The organism is Bradyrhizobium sp. 17 (assembly GCF_023073515.1).
GTDB lineage: Bacteria > Pseudomonadota > Alphaproteobacteria > Rhizobiales > Xanthobacteraceae > Bradyrhizobium > Bradyrhizobium canariense_D.
On record NZ_JADPJQ010000066.1, the window covers coordinates 127529 to 145007 of the forward strand.

Genomic DNA, 17479 nt, shown 5'->3' on the forward strand with positions numbered 1-17479 from the left:
GGAGCAAGCCCGTGACCCGCCGCCGCAAGATCGTCCTTCTCACCATCGCCATCGTCTTTGCCGGCCTCGCGCTCGGCACGGTTCGCGCCCATGACGTGCCCAAGGTCGTCACCGGCTTCATCGCCGACGTGCTCTGCGCGGAGACGTTTGTCTCGGGCCTCGATATCAGGCCTAACCTGACGGAGACCATTGATGCGATGCCGGGCGCAAGTCTGTTCGCCTGGGCGATGGACTATCGGGTCGATCGCGCGCGCAAGGATGTTACGGTGACGCTGTTCGGCATCGGTCGCAGCCACGCCGTCTATCGCGAGGGACTCGGCTGCACGCTCGAGCACGGCGGAGGGATCACCGACGTCACGTTGCCGCCGGATGACAGGCAGCCGGCGTTGCTGCCCGAGATCGCCGGGCCCGCGGTCGTGTCGCCACAGAGCCCGGAGCTGTCAGCCGCACTCGATCGCGCCTTCGCTGAGCCGCCATCGCCGCCATTCCGCCGCACCCGCGCAATCGTCGTCATGAAGTCGGGCCGCATCATCGCGGAGCGCTATGCGGACGGCATCGGACCGGAGACGCCGCTGCTCGGCTTCTCCATGACCAAGTCCGTGATCTCGGCTCTCACCGGGATCCTCGTGCGCCAGGGCCGACTGAAGCTCGACGGGCCCGCACCGGTCGCCGCCTGGACAAATCCGGACGATCCGCGTCACGCCATCACCGTCGATCAATTGCTGCGCCACACCGCGGGCCTGGCGCTCGGCAGCTCGCTTCAGGCCTCGCTTGGCTCCGCCTTCGAGCCGGTCAATCGCATGAAATTCGTGGAGGCCGACATGGCCGCCTATGCAGCGAGCATGCCGCTTGCGACCGCGCCGGGCACCGTGTGGAATTATCACGATGGCAACACCATCATGCTCGCGCATCTGATCCGCAACGCCGCCGGCGGCAATCCCGCCGATGCGCTTGCCTTCGCGCGCCGCGAATTGTTCGCGCCGCTCGGCATGCGACACGTCACGCTCCAGCTCGACGGCGCCGGCACGATCGAGGGGTCGAGCGAGATGCTCGCATCCGCGCGCGACTGGGCGCGTTTCGGCCAGCTCTATCTCGACGACGGCGTCGCCGGCGGCCGGCGCATCCTGCCCGAGGGCTGGGTGAATTACTCGGCGTCGGCGACGCCCAATGCCTGGGTCGGTATCGGCGCCGGATTCTGGACCAACCAGGGCGACAGCTTTGGCGCGACCTTTCGCGTCGATCACGGCTGGCCGCGCGATGCCTTCTTCGCCAAGGGCACGATCGGGCAGTATACAATCGTGATTCCGTCGGAACGACTCGTGATCGTGCGGCTCGGCCGTTCGCCGAACTCACCGCCGGAAGCGGACGGTGTGTTTGATCTGGTGCGGGATGTGATTGCGGCAACGCGCGCTAAAGGGAAGGTGGCGGGGATGGATTGAGGTGCTTTACCTTCCCAGCTCCGTCGCCTTTGCCACGCGATCGAACCGCTCCAGCGTCATGATCGCGTCTGCGAATTTCTCCGCGCGCGCATTCAGCACCGGGCGTGCCAGCGTCAAGAATTTTTGCTGCATCGCCTGTGCATCCGGGAACGAGGTCGGCTCCCCAGAGGGATCGGCGTAGAGCCGCTCATGCACGCCGTCGTCCGTCGTGATACTCACGCGCGCGCCAAAGGGGTGGGTGCGGCCGATTTCGAGGCGATCGTCCTGCACTACGTCGAACTTGTCGGCGAGTGCGTCGATGGCGGCGTCGCCAAGACGATTGTAGTCGTCCCAGCCAAATGAGCCCTGGTCGAGCGCGAGCGCGCCGGTGAAGAACATCGAGAACTGGCCGCCGACGATCGAGGTCGGGTGGCGCTTGGTCGCGGCGTCGCCGGTGAGCGTGATGCCGTTGCGATGCAGGCCGATTTCGACCCGCTTGACCTGATCGGGCGTCAGATTGTGCTCGCGCCGCATTGCGATCAGCGCGTCGATCGCGGCGTGGGTATAGCGGCAGCTCGGATACGGTTTGACGCCGATCTTCATGGTCTCGTAGGTCTTGCCGAGCTCGGCGACCGCCTTGTCGGGATGCCCATCGTCGGTGTAGCCGGCGAGCAGGCCATGTTTGCCCTCCACGGATTCCGTCGCCCCGACGAAGTCGTTGCGCGCCAGCGTCGCGGCGATCACGCCATTCATCGCGGCGGCTCCGACCTGGTAGCGCTTGTTCCAGGCGCCATTGACCAGGAATTGCAGCGAGCCCGCGGCCTGGCTGCCGGCGACGCCGAAGGCGGCGATGAGCTGTTGCTCGGACAGGCCGAACAGTTTTCCGGCGGCCGCTGCTGCGCCATAGGTGCCAGCGGTGGCGGTCGGATGGAAGCCGCGCGCATAATGCGAGGTCGGGTCGAGCGCGTTGCCGAGCCGGCAGCAGACCTCATAGCCCGCAACGATCGCGGTCAGCACGTCGCGGCCCGACGCGCCGACCATCTCGCCGATGGCGAAGGCGGCCGGAACGACCGGCGCGCTCGGGTGCAGCGAGGAGTCCGCATGGGTGTCGTCGAAGTCGAGGGAATGGCCGAGCGCGCCGTTGAGCAGCGCCGCGACCGCCGGCGTCCAGGTCTTGCTGTCGCCGAACACGGTGGATTCGCCCCTGGTGTCGAGCGCGAGCGCCTCCAGCATCTTCAGGATCGAGGGGGTCGATTCCGCTTCGCTGCGGGCGCGGATGGCGCTGCCCAGGAAGTCCAGCGTCAGCACCTTTGCGCGATCCAGCACTTCCGCCGGAATATCCCCGTATTTCAGATTGAAGACATAGGCAGCGAGCGTTGCGGTTTCGTGGGCCATCGTGTTTCCTCGTTTTGGCGCGCAAGTTAGGCGGGCTGATTTGGCCTTTCAAGCGGCCATGGGCTGCGGGCATCAGCTATGCTTTTGGCAGGCTCCAAGAGGATCGGGATATTCCACGATGGGACTTCCAAAAGATGTGTTCGACCGGGTCCGGGCGCGGCGAACGCAACTGGGCCTGGCGATCCGGGTCACGGTCGCGGCCACCGCGGCCTACGCGATCGCCACCGCGCTGCATCTGCTGCTGCCGCTCTGGGCGGTGCTGACCTCGCTGATCGTGACCCAGTTGAGCGTCGGGCGCTCGCTGAAGGCGACGCGCGATTACGTGCTCGGCACCATCGGCGGCGCCATCTATGGGGGCGCCATCGCGATCCTGATCCCTTATTCGACCGAGGCCGGCCTGTTGGGCCTGCTGGTGCTGGCGGTCGCGCCACTCGCCTTCGTCGCCGCGATCAACCCGAGCCTCAATGCAGCGACGGTCACCGCCATCATCGTGCTGCTGGTTCCGACGATGCATCATTCCGATCCCATGACATCGGCAATCGATCGGGTCAGCGAGGTCGGGGTCGGCGCAATCACGGGATTGCTGGTCTCGTTCCTGGTGCTGCCCTCGCGCGCGGTGCGCCAGATCCGCGCCAGCGCGGCAAGGCTGCTCGAGCTGATCGCGGACGCCTTCACCGAGCTGCTCGCGGGTCTCACGCGCGGCCGCGACAACGATGCGCTGCACCGGATCCAGGACGGCATCGGCACCGCGATGGTGGGCATGAATGCGATCGGTGCCGAAGCCGAGCGCGAGCGGGCCGCGCGCCTGTCAAGCGGGCCCGACACCGGTCCCTTGCTGCGAACGATCCTACGGCTGCGCCACGACGTCGTGATGATCGGCCGCTCGACCGTGGTGCCGTTGCCGGCCGAGGTGCAGATGCGGCTCGCCGCGCCGCTGGCGGAGGTCAGTGCGGCGATCGTGCGCTTTCTGCGCTCGGCGGCCGAAGCGTTGCGGGCTGGTGCCGGCGCGCCGCCGATTCATCCCGTGCACGTCGCGCTCCAGCATTACGCCGAGGCGGTTGCCGCCGTTCGCCAGGACGGCCTGATCCGCGGCCAGCCGAGCGACACCGCCGAGCGCTTCTTCGCGATCGGCTTCTCGCTGGAGCAGATGCACCAGAATCTCTGCGATCTCGATCGCGTCGTCGGCGAGTGGTCGGAAGCCTCGTCGGACAAGTCAGCGCGCTTGGCCGAGTGAGCTAGCGCCGCATCAGGTCCTTGCCCTGCATGCGCCAGACCAGCAAATCGATGCGGTCCTGGCCGAAGAACGGCTCGTTGTCGAACACGAAGGTCGGCACGCCCCAATGGCCGGAGGCGGCGTGGTCCTTCTCGTTCTCCGTGATCACCTGCTCGTAGCGATCAGGGTCCGCGGTGATTGCGGCATCCATCGCGGCGAGATCGAAGCCGGCCTTTTCGGCGCCGCGCCCGAGATGATCGCCTTCGTTCCAGCCCGACACCGAGCCGTCCCACAGCACGCGGGCGATTGCATCGGTGAATGCGAGCGAGCGTCCCTCGAGCTGCGCCATGGCACCAAGCCGGGTCAGACGGTGGATGTAGGGCTGCTCCGCCGCGACCTCGAACGTCACCTTGTGCTGCACGATCGGATCGGGCCTGGGAAAGCGGAACGGAATGCCTTCGTGCTGCGCCACGCGCGTGCTGTCGAGCACCACATAGCGAATGAAGTTCGGGCTGGCCTTCTTGAAAAACCCGGGCACACGGACTGCGAGCGGATAGACCGGCCGCAAATTCACCGTCAGATCGTAGGTTTCGACCAGGTTGAGCGTTTTCGGCAACGCCAGACAGCTGAACGGGCTGCGAAAGGAGTAGAAGAGGTCGACGGAGAGCGTCATCGGGCCGGCTCCACGAGCCGCCCCATCATGCTGCGGGCGACGAGCTTGTGGAAGGGCGTGATGAACGCGAGATAGGCGCGGCCCAGCCGATTGTTGGTCCGCACCAGCGTGGTCAGGGTGACGTGGCGCAGCACCGCTTCGCCGGCGACATCGACCACGATGCGGAAGTCGAGATGATAATCATTGAAGCCGGCGACCAGCTGCTCCGGCGTTTCGCTCAGCACCGGAAACAAGCCGATCGGGCCGCCCGGCGCTGGTGCGCCTTCACCCGATGTCTTCAATCCAAAGGGCCTCACGAGGATGTTGCGCAGGCGTGTCAGTGCACCGATCCAGCGCGGTCCGTGCAACACCATCCTGGTGCAGGCCTCGCGGGCATTCACCGGTGCTGTGCCGATCTCCACGCGAAAGGCGTCGATGAATTGCGCACCGGCCAGCAGCGTGCCGGCGTCGACATCGGGGATGACTTCGCGGACGGTCCCGTTCATCCCGCCAGTTTGCGCGTCAGCATCCGGAAGCGCAAGATCAGAAGTCCGGCATAGACGAACGATCCGATCGACAGTCCGATCCAGACACTGACCGCGCCGAAATCAGCGTGAAAAGCGAGCAACCAGGCGATGGGAAAGCCCACGCACCAGTAGCCGATCGCGGCGAATACCAACGTCATTCTGGTGTCATTGATGCCGCGCAGTGCGCCGCCCATGATGGTCTGGATGGCATCGGCGATGAAGAAGGTCGCGCCGACCAGCAGCAGCGTTGCAGTCAGCTCGACGGTCGCCATGCTCGCCTCGCCGCTGCCGAAGAACAGCCGTCCGAGCTCATAGCGGCCGAGAATGATTGCGACGCTGAGGGCCGAGACGAACGCGATCCCGATCACGGCTGCCACGAGACCTGCGCGCCTCACCGCAGCCGGGTCGCCCCGGCCGAAGGCGTGGCCGACCCGCACCGTGGCTGCCATGCCGATGCCGAGCGGGACCATGAACAGCACGGCGGTGACCTGGAGCGCGATCTGATGCGCCGCGAGCGCCGTGGTCGAGATCAACCCCATCAGCAGCGCCGCCGAAGAGAACAGGCCATATTCCAGCAGCAGTGAGAACGAGATCGGGGCGCCGATCGCGATGAGCTTGTGCATCAGGGGCCAGTCGATCCGCCAGAGATGGGCAAGCGGACGATAATCCGCGAACGGCTTGCGCAGCCCCGCAATGGCGAGCGTGGCGACGAACGTGCCGAGATTGACGATGGTGGTCGCAAGCCCTGCGCCGAACAGACCGAGCTCCGGCAGGCCGAACAGGCCGTGGATCAGGGCGTAGACCAGCGCGGCATTGACGGGGATCGCCGCGAGCGTGATCCATAGCGGGGCCTGCGGCCGGTTCACCGCGCTCATCATGCTGCGCAGCGCGATGAAGCCGAGTGCCGGCGCGATGCCCCAGGCCAGCCCATTCAGATAGCGCTGGGCGAGCGCGGCCGAGTGCGGCGCCTGACCGAGTGCGACCAGGATGTGCTCGCCATAGAGCGGGGAGGCCATCATCGGCAGCGAGATCAGCAAGGCGACCCACAAGCCGACGCGCAGAGAGCGGCGGATGCGCCTGACATCGCCGGCGCCGAAGGCTTGCGCGACCAGCGGCGACACCGCCGTCATCAATCCGAGCCCGAAGGTGAAGCTGACGAAATAGACCGTGTGCGCCAGCGCTGCTGCTGCGACCGCGCTCTCGCCGAGCCGCCCGATCAGCGCGAGATCGGTCGTGATCATCGCGATCTGCCCGAGCTGCGTCAGCATCATCGGCACGGCCAGCCGCAGCGTCGCGACGAATTCGTCGGCGAGAGGATTTGGCGGCACGCCGGCTTGCGGCTGCGAACGAGGCTGGACGGTGTCGAGCATGGCCGGGTCAATAGCACAGCCGGGCGACGAAAACATGGCTTGGTCTTCTCCCTCTCCCCTTGCGGGAGAGGGTGGCTCGCCGCAGCAGCGGCGAGACGGGTGAGGGGGATCTCTCCGCGTACGGCCCTCAAGCAGCAGGACTCGCTGAAGCAACCCCTCATCCGGCGCTATAGCCGATGCGAAGCTTCGGCGTTCTCAAAAACGGCGGCCAAAGGCCGCCTACGCCACCTTCTCCCACAAGGGGAGAAGGGAAGAAGCGCCTCAGCCCTTCCGTTCAGGCACGCGCCTGATCTTCGCGCCGAGCGCGTTGAGGCGCTCGTCGATGCGCTCGTAGCCGCGCTCGATCTGGTCGGCGTTGTTGATCGTGGAGGTGCCCTCGGCGCAGACGGCCGCGAGCAGCATGGCCATGCCGGCGCGAATGTCGGGCGAGATCATCGATGCACCGCGCAGGCGGCTGGGGCCGGCGATGATGGCGCGATGGGGGTCACAGAGCACGATACGCGCGCCCATCGCGATCAGCTTGTCGACGAAGAACATCCGCGATTCGAACATCTTCTCGAACATCAGGATCACGCCCTCGCATTGCGTGGCGGTGACGATCGCGATCGACATCAGATCGGCCGGGAAGGCCGGCCAGGGCTGGTCTTCCAGCTTCGGCACGTGGCCGCCAAAATCGTCCTGGATCTTCAGCGTCTGGTTTGATGGCACGATGAGATCGTCGCCCTCGATGCGGCAGACGATGCCGAGCCGTTCGAATCCCATGCGGATCGAGCGCAGATGCTCGACGCCCGCGCGCACGATGCGAAGCGGCGACCGCGTCACGGCCGCGAGTCCGATCAGCGAGCCGACCTCGATATGGTCGGGCTGGATCCGGTAGGTCGCGCCGCCCAGCGTCGCCGGACCGTGCACCATCATGGTGTTGGTGCCGATGCCCTCGATCCCTGCGCCGAGCGCGACCAGGAAGTTGGCGAGGTCCTGCACATGCGGCTCGGACGCGGCGTTGCGCAAATAGGTGGTGCCTTGGGCGGCGACGGCTGCGACCAGCGCGTTCTCGGTCGCGGTCACGCTGGGCTCGTCCAGGAACACGTCGGCGCCGGTCAGTTTCGAAGCGCGGAATTCGAGCCGGTCGGTCGCGGTGACCTTGGCTCCCAACTGCTCGAGTGCGAGCACATGCGTGTCGAGCCTTCGGCGGCCGATGACGTCGCCGCCGGGCGGCGGTAGCATCACTTCGCCGCAGCGGGCGAGCAGGGGGCCGGCGAGCAGGATCGAGGCGCGGATGCGCACGCACAGATCAGGATCGAGATCGGCGGCGCGGATGCTCTTGGCGTGAATATGAAGCGTGTTGCGGGCGGTCCATTCCGCCGCCGCGCCGACCGAGCGGATCAGCTCGACCAGCGTCTCGGTGTCGCGGATCCGCGGCACGTTCTCCAGCGTCACCGGATGCTCGGTGAGCAGGGCTGCCGCGATGATCGGCAGGGCCGCATTCTTGTTGCCGGAAGGCTCGATCGAGCCCGAGAGCCGGTGACCGCCCTCGACAATGTACTGGATGGGCGCCACGGGGTCTCTCGCTGTCGTGTTGGGTGGGCGGGTTTTCGAGGCGGAAACTACCGAGAATTGAGCGCGGGAGCAATTCTGCACTTGTCGCGAGGGCGGGGGAGGTTCAGCCGTGTCTCTACGTCATGGCCGGGCTTGTCCCGGCCATCCACGCCTTTGCCAGATGCACGGAGAACCTAGATGCCCGGGACAAGTCCGGGGCATGACGACCGTCCAAGCCATCCGATCTCAGATATCGATCGTCGCGCTCAGCGAATGTTCCTGGATGAAGTCGCGGCGCGGCTCGACCACGTCGCCCATCAGCTTGGTGAAGATGTCGTCGGCCTCGTCGACCTCTTTGACCTTCACCTGGAGCAGTGATCGCGCATTGACGTCCAGCGTCGTCTGCCAGAGTTGCTCCGGATTCATCTCGCCCAGCCCTTTGTAGCGCTGCAGCGAGACGCCCTTGCGGCCGGCGTCGGTGACGGCTTCGAACAGATCGACCGGGCCGTAGACCATGTGCTCGGTGTCCTTGCGCCGCAGCTTGCCGGGGCGGGCATAAACGTCCTGGAGCTTGACGGTGTACTCGTCGAGCTTGCGGGCTTCGACCGAGCCCAGGAACGCGTCATCGATGAGGGCGACGTCCTTGACGCCGCGCACGGTGCGCTCGAACTGGAAACCATGGCCTTCGACGTATTGACCGATCCAGCCGCGCTCGACCTCGTCGGCGAGCGTGTCGAGGCGGGCGGCGATGTATTGGGCTGCCGCGGCGGCTTTCTCCGGATCGCCGTAGATCGCCTTGTTGAGCACGCCGGTGATGGCGGCCTGCTCGATCACCTTGCGATTGTAGCGGGTGTGCAGGCTGCGCAGGACGCCGCGGACGGCGCGGGCGTCATCGACCAGCGAGCGCAGGTCGCGGCCGGTGCGATCGCCGCCGGTGCCGGGAATATAGACGCAATCGTCCAGCCCGGTATCGATCAGATAATCTTCCAGCGCCCGCTCGTCCTTCAGATATTGCTCGGACTTGCCGCGGTTGACCTTATAGAGCGGCGGCTGGGCGATATAGAGATAGCCGCCGTCGATGATCTCGCGCATCTGCCGGTAGAAGAAAGTGAGCAGCAGCGTGCGGATGTGGGCGCCGTCGACGTCGGCGTCCGTCATCACGATGATCTTGTGATAGCGCAGCTTCTCGATCGAGAATTCGTCGCTGATGCCGGTGCCGAGCGCGGTGATCAGCGTGCCGATCTGCTCGCTGTGCAGCATCTTGTCGGGACGCACGCGTTCGACATTGAGGATCTTGCCGCGCAGCGGCAGCACGGCCTGGAATTCGCGGTTGCGGCCCTGCTTGGCGCTGCCGCCTGCCGAGTCACCCTCGACGATGAAGAGCTCGGATTTCGCCGGGTCCTTCTCCTGGCAGTCGGCGAGCTTGCCGGGCAGCGAAGAGACCGAGAGCGGGCTCTTGCGCGTCAGCTCGCGCGCCTTTCGCGCGGCTTCGCGGGCAGCCGCCGCCTGGATCACCTTGCCGACGATCATCTTGGCTTCGGAGGGATGCTCCTCGAACCAGGCCTGCAGCGCCTCGTTGAGCACGTTCTCGACCACGGGGCGCACTTCCGAGGACACCAGCTTGTCCTTGGTCTGCGACGAAAATTTTGGGTCCGGCACCTTCACCGACAGCACCGCAGTGAGGCCTTCGCGGCAGTCGTCGCCGGTGAGCGCGATCTTTTCCTTTTTCGCGTTGGCCTCGGCATAGCCGTTGACCTGGCGCGTCAGCGCGCCGCGGAAGCCGGCGAGATGGGTGCCGCCGTCGCGCTGCGGGATGTTGTTGGTGAAGCACAGCACGTTCTCGTGGTAGCTGTCGTTCCACCACAACGCGGCCTCGACACCGATGCCGTTGGATTCCGCGCGCACCATGATCGGCGCCGGAACGATCGCCTTCTTGTTGCGGTCGAGATATTTGACGAATTCCTCGACGCCGCCGGAATAGTGCATCTCCTCGCGCTTCTCGACGGCGTGACGCATGTCGGAGAGGGCGATGTTGACGCCGGAATTGAGGAAGGCGAGCTCGCGCAGCCGGTGCTCCAGCGTGGCGAAATCATACTCGATGTTCTTGAAGGTTTCCGTCGAAGCCTGGAACGTCACCTCAGTGCCGCGCCTGCCGGGCGCGTCGCCGACCACCTTGAGCGGCGCGACCGCATCGCCATGGGCGAATTCGATGTAGTGTTCCTTGTTGTCGCGCCAGATGCGCAAGCCGAGCTTGCTTGACAGCGCGTTGACGACGGAGACGCCGACGCCGTGCAGACCGCCGGAAACCTTGTAGGAATTCTGGTCGAACTTACCGCCGGCATGGAGCTGGGTCATGATGACCTCGGCTGCCGAGATGCCTTCGCCCTTGTGGATGTCGACGGGAATGCCGCGGCCGTCGTCGCGCACGGTGACGGAATTGTCGGCGTTGAGGATCACGTCCACGCGCGTGGCGTGGCCCGCGAGCGCCTCGTCGATCGCGTTATCCACGACCTCGTACACCATGTGATGCAGGCCCGAGCCGTCATCGGTGTCGCCGATATACATGCCGGGACGCTTGCGGACGGCGTCGAGACCCTTGAGCACGCGGATCGATTCCGCCCCGTAATCGCTCGGATTTGAGGGTTCGTTTTCGGCAGGCGTCTGCCGAGCAGGTTCTGTCATGAGAGGCCTTCGAGATGTCGCCCGAATCAGCGGCGCAAAAGGCGCTGATATGCGGGCTATTTGTGCCACGAAAGACGGATTGCGCCTAGCGCAAAGTATCCCCCGGCAAGTCTTTGATTAAATAGAATTTTTTGGCCGATTTTCAAGGCCTTCGAAGCCCGATTCGGCGGCTTGGAAAAAGCGCGATTCGGGAAGCCGTTTCGGGCCGTGGAAGGCGTGGATTTTGCGGGGACGAGGGCGTTCCGAGGCGCCTGGAACGCCCCGGAACGGCCTTGCAGCTCAATACATCTGAAGCGGCAGCACATCTCCGTTTGGCCCCACCAGGAGGCCCCAGGCATCGCCGGCGGCCACTGTGAGAATCTCGGTGCGAGTGGGGCGTCCCGGCAGACGCAGCGCGTACTGGTACTTGCCTGGCGGCAGATCGAGCATCGGGCCTTTCGGCGATTGCGGACCGCCGGCGCCGGCCGCGATCTTTACGGTCTGATTGTTGATCGTCAGCGATGCTTCTTTCGGCCCCATATTGCCGAGCATCAGCCTGGCCTGTCCGGCCTTCGGCATGATGTCGGCCTTGGCCGCGGCCTGCGGATTTCGCTGCATCAGGCTGACCGTGGTCTCGTCTCGGGCGCGGCCAAGCTTCAGCACGGCCGGCCCCTGCGGCGAGGTGAACGCGAGCTCCGCCCGCTCGGCCGTCACGATCGCGCCGTCGGCCTTCTCTTGCCAGCCCCGATTGGTCAGCTCCGCGCGATAGAAGGCGAGGACCTCGCCAAGCTCGGCGGGGATGCTGGCTTCGAGCTCGGTCCGGAACGACTGGTCGCTGCCGGGAAATTTCGTGGAGCTGATGCCGGTCGAGCTGTGCTGCGTCGGCACCGGCAGGGCCGAATCGGGATCGGGCGTGAGCGGCTCCTTCGATTTGGTCTGGACCGCCTTGGCTTGGGTCGATTTGGCCTCGACGGGCTTCGCCGCGGCGACGACCAGACCGGAGCCGTTGGCGCTAACGTTCACCTTCGGTCCCATCTGCATCACGGTCATCGAGATCGACTTGCCGCTCTTTGCGAACTCCATCACCGCCATGTTGGGCTGATTGATGACGGAGGGCTGCTCTTTCCAGCCCGCTGGCTTGAGCGATGCGCGATAGAACGCAGTGAGCGCCTTCACGCTCGAGGTCGAGGAGAACTCGAGCCTGCCCTCGTCGCTCTCGAACTTCACACCCTCGGCGTTTTCAGGCAGCGGCACCGGAATCTTGCTGTCGGCCTGCGCGTTGAGCGGCGCGTCGGACAATGCGGCCGCCTGCACCTTGCGCCTGGCTTCGTCGGCGGTGTCGTCCGCCTCTTTCTTCGCCTTGGCACGGGCGGCAAGCGCGGAGTCCTTCACCTGCGCGGTCAGGCTGACCATGGTGAAATCATATTTGCGGCCAAGCCGCAGCACGCCGGTTTCCTCCGCCGAAGAGATCTTGATCGCGACCTCGTCACCGGGTGCGAGCTGCGCGCTGCCGTCCTCCTGCCAGCCGCGCGCGGCGAACTCGCGGTGATAGAAGGCGAGCACGGCCGGCAGCTCGGCCATCGCGGCGGCCGACATTTCGCGCTTGTTGTCGCTCGCGCCGCCGAGCCCCCTGGCCGTCTTGGTCGGGCTCGGCCGCGGCAGGCCGGCCAGATCGCTATCGGCTTTGAGCTCGCTCGGCAGCGCGAAGGGGGCGACCCGGATATCGACATTGGTGCGGCCATCGTCGCGGCGCGTCAGCGTCAGCATCACGGGCTTCTGCTGATAGAAGCCGGTCTCCTTGCTATCGGCATGCGCGTAGAACGCGCGCAGGCCGTTGGGAACGGTTTCATTCAGGCTGGTGGTCCAGCGTGCGGCGGTTTCCGGCGTGAGCTTCTGCCAGCCGATCGCAGCCATCTGGCTGCTGTAGAAATCCGACGTTGCATCGAGCGGCGTCGGCGCGATGCAGCCGAGATAGGGCCGGGTCCCGTCGAACACGATGTCACTTGCGCCTTCCGGAAATGGCACGTTCCCGTACATCCGGTCGGTGGTGTAGTAAACCACGGACTGGTCGGGCCGGCCGAGCGCCTGCGTGAAATGAACGGAAAGGCCTTGTCGTCCCTTCCTGAACTTCAGCAGGCTGCTTTTCTCCTCAAGCGGCATCACATAGGGCACCCATCCGTTGTCGCGCAGGAGCTTTTGGACCGCGGGCAGCGTCACGGCCTGCCGCATCGGTACGCGATATTCGACGCTATAGGGATCGGGGCGCGAAATGTCTTCCACCGCACCTTCGAGCTGGGGCAGCGCGTGGACGTCGACGATGCCCTCGTCGGCGCCGGCCGCGATCGAGCAGCTCGCCATCAGGAAGAGACCGCATGCAAGCAGCCGCCATCGTGCCGGGACTTGCATCCCGCGCGGGATCATCGCCATCGTTACGTCTCCAGGATGCCGCGCGGCGCTTGGGCGCGCGCGATTGCAACGGCTGCGACACCGTCGGCGGGTCTCAAACGAGAAGTCGCGGCAGGAACCGGGCAGGTTCAAAGATCCGGACGGCTCAATACAGCTGGAGCGGCGACCATGCCTCGCCGTCGCGCCCGATGGTGAGCTCCCAGGCGTCGCCGGCTGCGACGGTGAGGATATTGCTGTGGGCCGGACGGCCGGGTACGTTCAGTTCGTAGGAATATCTGCCGGGCGCCAGATCCAGCGAGACGGCGTTAGCGCCGGCCGAGCGCTTGATGATGTGCGCGTTGATCCCGAGCACGGCTTCCGTCTCGCCGATGTTGCTGAACACCAGCTTCGCCTGGCCCGGCTCGGGCATGACGTTCGCCCGGGTTGCAGTATCCGAGTTCTTCTGCACGAGATGAACCAAGGTGCTGCTGCCCTTGCGGCCGAGCTCCAGCATCGCCGGACCGAGCGGAGATGCGAACGCGAGCTGGACGTGATCGGCGGAGACGACGGCGCCATCGTGCTGCTCCTGCCAGCCGAGCTTTCCGAGCTCCCTGCGGTAGAAGGCTAGGACGTCGCCGAGTTCGGCGGGCACGGTGGCCTCGAGCTTGACCCGAAGCGGCGCTTCGACGCCCCGCATCAGGGTGGTGTGGATTCCTCGAAAGCTGTAGCGGGTCGGTGCGAGCAGCCTGGCATCGGGATCCGGCGTGAGATCGGCGGAAAACAGCGCCGCGAGATGCGGCATCCCGGCGCCGGCCCTTGCAGCGAGCATGCAGATCGCGAGCAGGACGAGGCCGCACGCAAACGCCCGCCATCGTGCCGGAGCTTGCGCCCCGGACCTTGCCGTCCGCATCTCACTCTCCAGGGGTCTCGCGCGGCATGTCATTGCGCGATTGCAAAACGGCTGCGACGCCGTCGGCGCGGCCTCCGGCAACTAGTCGCGGCAGAAATGGGGCCGGTTCAACGGCGGCGACTAGCGCCGGGCCGATACCTGTCCGCTTTCGACGTCAAAGATCTCGCCCCCGGCGCCGATCTCGGCGAAGGCGGCAGGGTCTGCGCCGGTCAACCACACCTGCGCGCCGAGCTTGCGCAGCTCGTCGAACAGCGCCGCGCGCCTGCCGGGATCCAGATGCGCGACGACCTCGTCGAGTAGCAGCAGCGGCACGATGCCGGTCATCTCGGCGACCAGGCTCGCATGCGCCAGCACCAGCCCGATCAGCAACGCCTTCTGCTCGCCGGTCGAGGCATCGCGCGCCGGCATGCTTTTCGGCGCGTAGATCACCTGCAGATCGGTGAGATGCGGACCATCCGTGGTACGGCCGGCGATGGCGTCACGCGGACGGTTGTCGCGCAGGATCTGGCGGTAGCGGTCCTCGACCGACGTCGCGGTCTCCGTCAGCAGCGCGTTCTCCATCCAGCCGTCGAGCGCGATCTGCGCCGAAGGGAAGGCGGAGGCCTGCGCGCGAGCGTTCAGCATGCCGGTCAGACGCGCCGCGGTCTGGCCGCGGGTTGCGGCGACCGCGACCGCAAGCTCCGCGGTCTCACGCTCGATCGCGTCACACCAATGGTCGTCGTAATTGCGCGTCTCGAGCAGTCGGTTGCGCGAACGCAGCGAACGTTCGAGCGCGGAGATGCGGCTGGAATGGTCGCTGTCGATGGCGAGCACCAGGCGGTCGAAGAAGCGCCGCCGCTCGGACGCCGCTCCCATGAACAGCCCGTCCATCGCCGGCGTCAGCCATACCATGCGGATGTGGTCGCCGAACGCCGCCGCCGAATTGACCGGTTCGCGGTCGATGCGGCAGCGCCGGCTGACCGGGCTATCTGCGCACGGCGGATCGATGCCGGTGCCGAGCGTGGCAAGGCCCAGCGCGCCCTCGACCGGTGCCGACACCGCCCAGGAGCCGTCGCCCTGATTGTCGGCGACGTCGTCCAGCGTCGCACGCCGCAGGCCGCGTCCCGGCGACAGGAACGAGATCGCCTCGATGCAATTGGTCTTGCCCGCTCCGTTCGGCCCGACCAGGACCACCATGTCGGCCGCCGTCTCGAGCCCCGCCGCCCGGTAATTACGAAAATGCGTCAGCGTCAGGCGATGAATGCGGGAGGGGGTCATCAGATCTTTGTCGTGGCCGCGATTCTTCCCCTCTCCCCTTGTGGGAGAGGGTGGCGCCTCACAAGGTGAGGCGACGGGTGAGGGGTATCTTACCGCTCGGCGAGCTTTGCAAGGATGTCCTCCAATACAGAAGTGGGTCGCTGGAGCACGTCGTTGTTCCAGTAGCGCGCGATGACAAAGCCTTCGGCGAGAGAGCTGCGTCACGCGCTGCATCGCGTCGTGATTCTCCGTGCTGACCGCCGTCGATCTCGATCACCAGGCGCTTCTCAAAGCAGACGAAGTCGAGAATGTAGGTGTTGAACGGGACCTGCCGGCGAAACTTGAAAGCGGAGAGTTGCCGGTGCCTGAGCAGGCGCCACATTGCCGCTTCCGCATCCGCCGGTTCGTGCCGCATATTCTTCGCGAATTGGCGAAGACGTTTGGAGACTGGCCGATGGGATGGTTCCTGCGGCACGAACCCCTCACCCGACTGAGTATGTATCCGCCCGTGGAGATGCCCTCTCCCACAAGGGGAGAGGGCGCAGCAACGTGCATTGCGCTTGTTTCGGCAGGCGAAGCTGTAGCTTCCCCCTCTCCCCTTGTGGGAGAGGGGGGCTTCGCGCAGCGAGGCCGGGTGAGGGGTTGTCTCTGCATAAAAGGTGTCGCGAGAGGAGGACCACGTCCCTCACACCCGCATCGGCATCAGCACGTAGAGCGCGCTCTTGTCGTCGCGGTCTTGCACCAGAGTCGGTGAGCCCGGGTCGGCGAGCCGGAGCGTTGCGACGTCGCCTTCGATCTGGGCGGCGATGTCGAGCAGATAGCGGGAGTTGAAGCCGATATCGAGGGCGTCGGAGGCGTATTCGACTTCGAGCTCTTCGGTCGCGCTGCCGGAATCCGGATTGGTCACCGACAGCACCAGCTTGCCCGGCGACAGCGAGAGTTTCACGGCTCGCCCGCGCTCGCTGGAAATCGTCGAGACGCGGTCGACCGCGTTCTCGAAATCCTTCTTGTCGACGACGAGCTCCTTGTCGTTGCCCTGCGGGATCACGCGGCCGTAATCGGGGAAGGTGCCGTCGATCAGCTTCGAGGTCAGCACCACATTGCCGATGGTGAAGCGGATCTTGGCCTGCGACAGCTCGATCGTGACCTCGGCCTCGTTGTCCTCGATCAGGCGCTGCACCTCGCCGACCGTCTTGCGCGGCACGATCACGCCGGGCATGCCCTCGGCACCCTTGGGCTGCACCAGGTCGAGCTGGGCGAGGCGGTGGCCGTCGGTGGCGACGCCGCGCAGGGTGGCGGCTTTGGCGGAGCCCGCGGCATGCAGGTAGATGCCGTTGAGATAATAGCGGGTCTCCTCCGTGGAGATCGCGAACTGGGTGCGATCGATCAGCCGCTTGACGTCCTTGGCGGCGAGGCTGAACGAATGCGACATGTCGCCGGCGGCGAGATCCGGGAAATCGTTTTCCGGCAGGGTCTGCAGCGTGAAGCGGGAGCGCCCGGCACGGATCGCCAGCACGGCGCGGTCGCCGTCGGCTTCGAGCACGATCTGCGAACCATCCGGCAGCTTGCGCACGATGTCGTAGAACATGTGCGCCGGCACGGTGGTCGAGCCCGCGGTCGCGGTTTCCGCCGCGAGCGTTTCCGTGACCTCGAGGTCGAGGTCGGTCGCCTTCAGCGACAATTTCGCGTTTTCGGCCCTAACAAGCACGTTGCCGAGGATCGGAATCGTGTTGCGGCGTTCGACCACGCGGTGGACGTGGCCCAGCGACTTCAGGAGTTGCGCGCGTTCGACCGTAACCTTCATTGCACTACTCGCCCGATCCCCAAGGAAACACAAATCTGGAAAAGCCGGGCGGCGGGACGCGCGCCACGGCACCGAAGACCCCGGAAAGCCGGATCATCCAGCCGATATGACCAAAGCCGTCAGGGTCGCGCAAGGTGGCGCGGATGGCCCCCGGATTCAAGGGATTGCGGGCAGTTCCCCACGATTTACCTATGTTTCCGCAACGCGCTGAACGCCTCGCCGGCCAGGGACGTCTCTGCGCCCGTCACGGCCGGGCTTGTCCCGGCCATCCACGTCTGGGTTCGCGGTCCTAAGAACGTGGATGCCCGGGACAGGCCCGGGCATGACGACCTCCGATGCAGCTTGGATGTGGTCGCACCCGCGCAGAAGCAA

Annotated in this window: 12 protein-coding genes and 1 pseudogene; 2 read left to right on the forward strand and 11 right to left on the reverse strand. The window is 65.9% G+C overall.

The annotated features are described in order from the left end of the window. Nucleotides 1–11 precede the first annotated feature (11 nt). On the forward strand, nt 12–1439 hold the full coding sequence (locus IVB13_RS11795) for a serine hydrolase (RefSeq protein ID WP_018455827.1): 1428 nt from the start codon (nt 12–14) through the stop codon (nt 1437–1439). A 6-nt stretch (nt 1440–1445) separates the two neighbouring features. Here the strand turns inward: IVB13_RS11795 and IVB13_RS11800 are convergent, their stop codons facing one another. Further along, nucleotides 1446–2813, reverse strand: a complete 1368-nt coding sequence (locus IVB13_RS11800) for an MmgE/PrpD family protein (protein WP_247488947.1) — start codon at nt 2811–2813, stop codon at nt 1446–1448. Nucleotides 2814–2931: 118 nt separating this feature from the next. Here IVB13_RS11800 and IVB13_RS11805 point away from each other — a divergent pair, with 118 nt between their 5' ends. Continuing rightward, nucleotides 2932–4047, forward strand: a complete 1116-nt coding sequence (locus IVB13_RS11805; protein WP_018455829.1) for an FUSC family protein — start codon at nt 2932–2934, stop codon at nt 4045–4047. 1 nt (nt 4048) lies between these two features. Here the strand turns inward: IVB13_RS11805 and IVB13_RS11810 are convergent, their stop codons facing one another. From IVB13_RS11810 to dnaN, 10 genes and pseudogenes are all read right to left on the reverse strand, one after another. Then, nucleotides 4049–4699, reverse strand: coding sequence for a 2-hydroxychromene-2-carboxylate isomerase (locus tag IVB13_RS11810; protein ID WP_018455830.1), 651 nt, complete (start codon nt 4697–4699; stop codon nt 4049–4051). Then, nucleotides 4696–5184, reverse strand: coding sequence for a DUF2867 domain-containing protein (locus IVB13_RS11815; protein ID WP_018455831.1), 489 nt, complete (start codon nt 5182–5184; stop codon nt 4696–4698). Before IVB13_RS11815 ends, IVB13_RS11810 begins: the two co-directional genes overlap by 4 nt. Then, the gene (locus IVB13_RS11820) at nt 5181–6575 is read right to left on the reverse strand and encodes an MATE family efflux transporter (RefSeq protein ID WP_018455832.1); all 1395 of its coding nucleotides are present in this window, start codon (nt 6573–6575) and stop codon (nt 5181–5183) included. Before IVB13_RS11820 ends, IVB13_RS11815 begins: the two co-directional genes overlap by 4 nt. 261 nt (nt 6576–6836) lie before the next feature. Beyond that, nucleotides 6837–8132, reverse strand: coding sequence for a UDP-N-acetylglucosamine 1-carboxyvinyltransferase (gene murA / locus IVB13_RS11825; RefSeq protein WP_247295895.1), 1296 nt, complete (start codon nt 8130–8132; stop codon nt 6837–6839). Nucleotides 8133–8357: 225 nt separating this feature from the next. Then, nucleotides 8358–10793: a DNA topoisomerase (ATP-hydrolyzing) subunit B gene (gene gyrB, locus IVB13_RS11830; RefSeq protein WP_018455834.1), complete on the reverse strand. Its 2436-nt coding sequence runs from the start codon at nt 10791–10793 to the stop codon at nt 8358–8360. Nucleotides 10794–11072: 279 nt separating this feature from the next. Then, the gene (locus tag IVB13_RS11835; protein ID WP_247488949.1) at nt 11073–13199 is read right to left on the reverse strand and encodes a hypothetical protein; all 2127 of its coding nucleotides are present in this window, start codon (nt 13197–13199) and stop codon (nt 11073–11075) included. 124 nt (nt 13200–13323) lie between these two features. Beyond that, on the reverse strand, nt 13324–14067 hold the full coding sequence (locus IVB13_RS11840) for a hypothetical protein (protein ID WP_026233034.1): 744 nt from the start codon (nt 14065–14067) through the stop codon (nt 13324–13326). 120 nt (nt 14068–14187) lie between these two features. Beyond that, a complete protein-coding gene (gene recF / locus IVB13_RS11845; RefSeq protein ID WP_247488950.1) occupies nt 14188–15324 on the reverse strand; it encodes a DNA replication/repair protein RecF in 1137 nt (378 codons plus the stop codon). A gap of 89 nt (nt 15325–15413) precedes the next feature. Then, nucleotides 15414–15778: pseudogene (locus tag IVB13_RS11850) on the reverse strand (DUF559 domain-containing protein). Nucleotides 15779–15988: 210 nt separating this feature from the next. Next, the gene (gene dnaN, locus IVB13_RS11855; RefSeq protein ID WP_007598262.1) at nt 15989–17107 is read right to left on the reverse strand and encodes a DNA polymerase III subunit beta; all 1119 of its coding nucleotides are present in this window, start codon (nt 17105–17107) and stop codon (nt 15989–15991) included. Between the last annotated feature and the right edge of the window lie 372 nt (nt 17108–17479).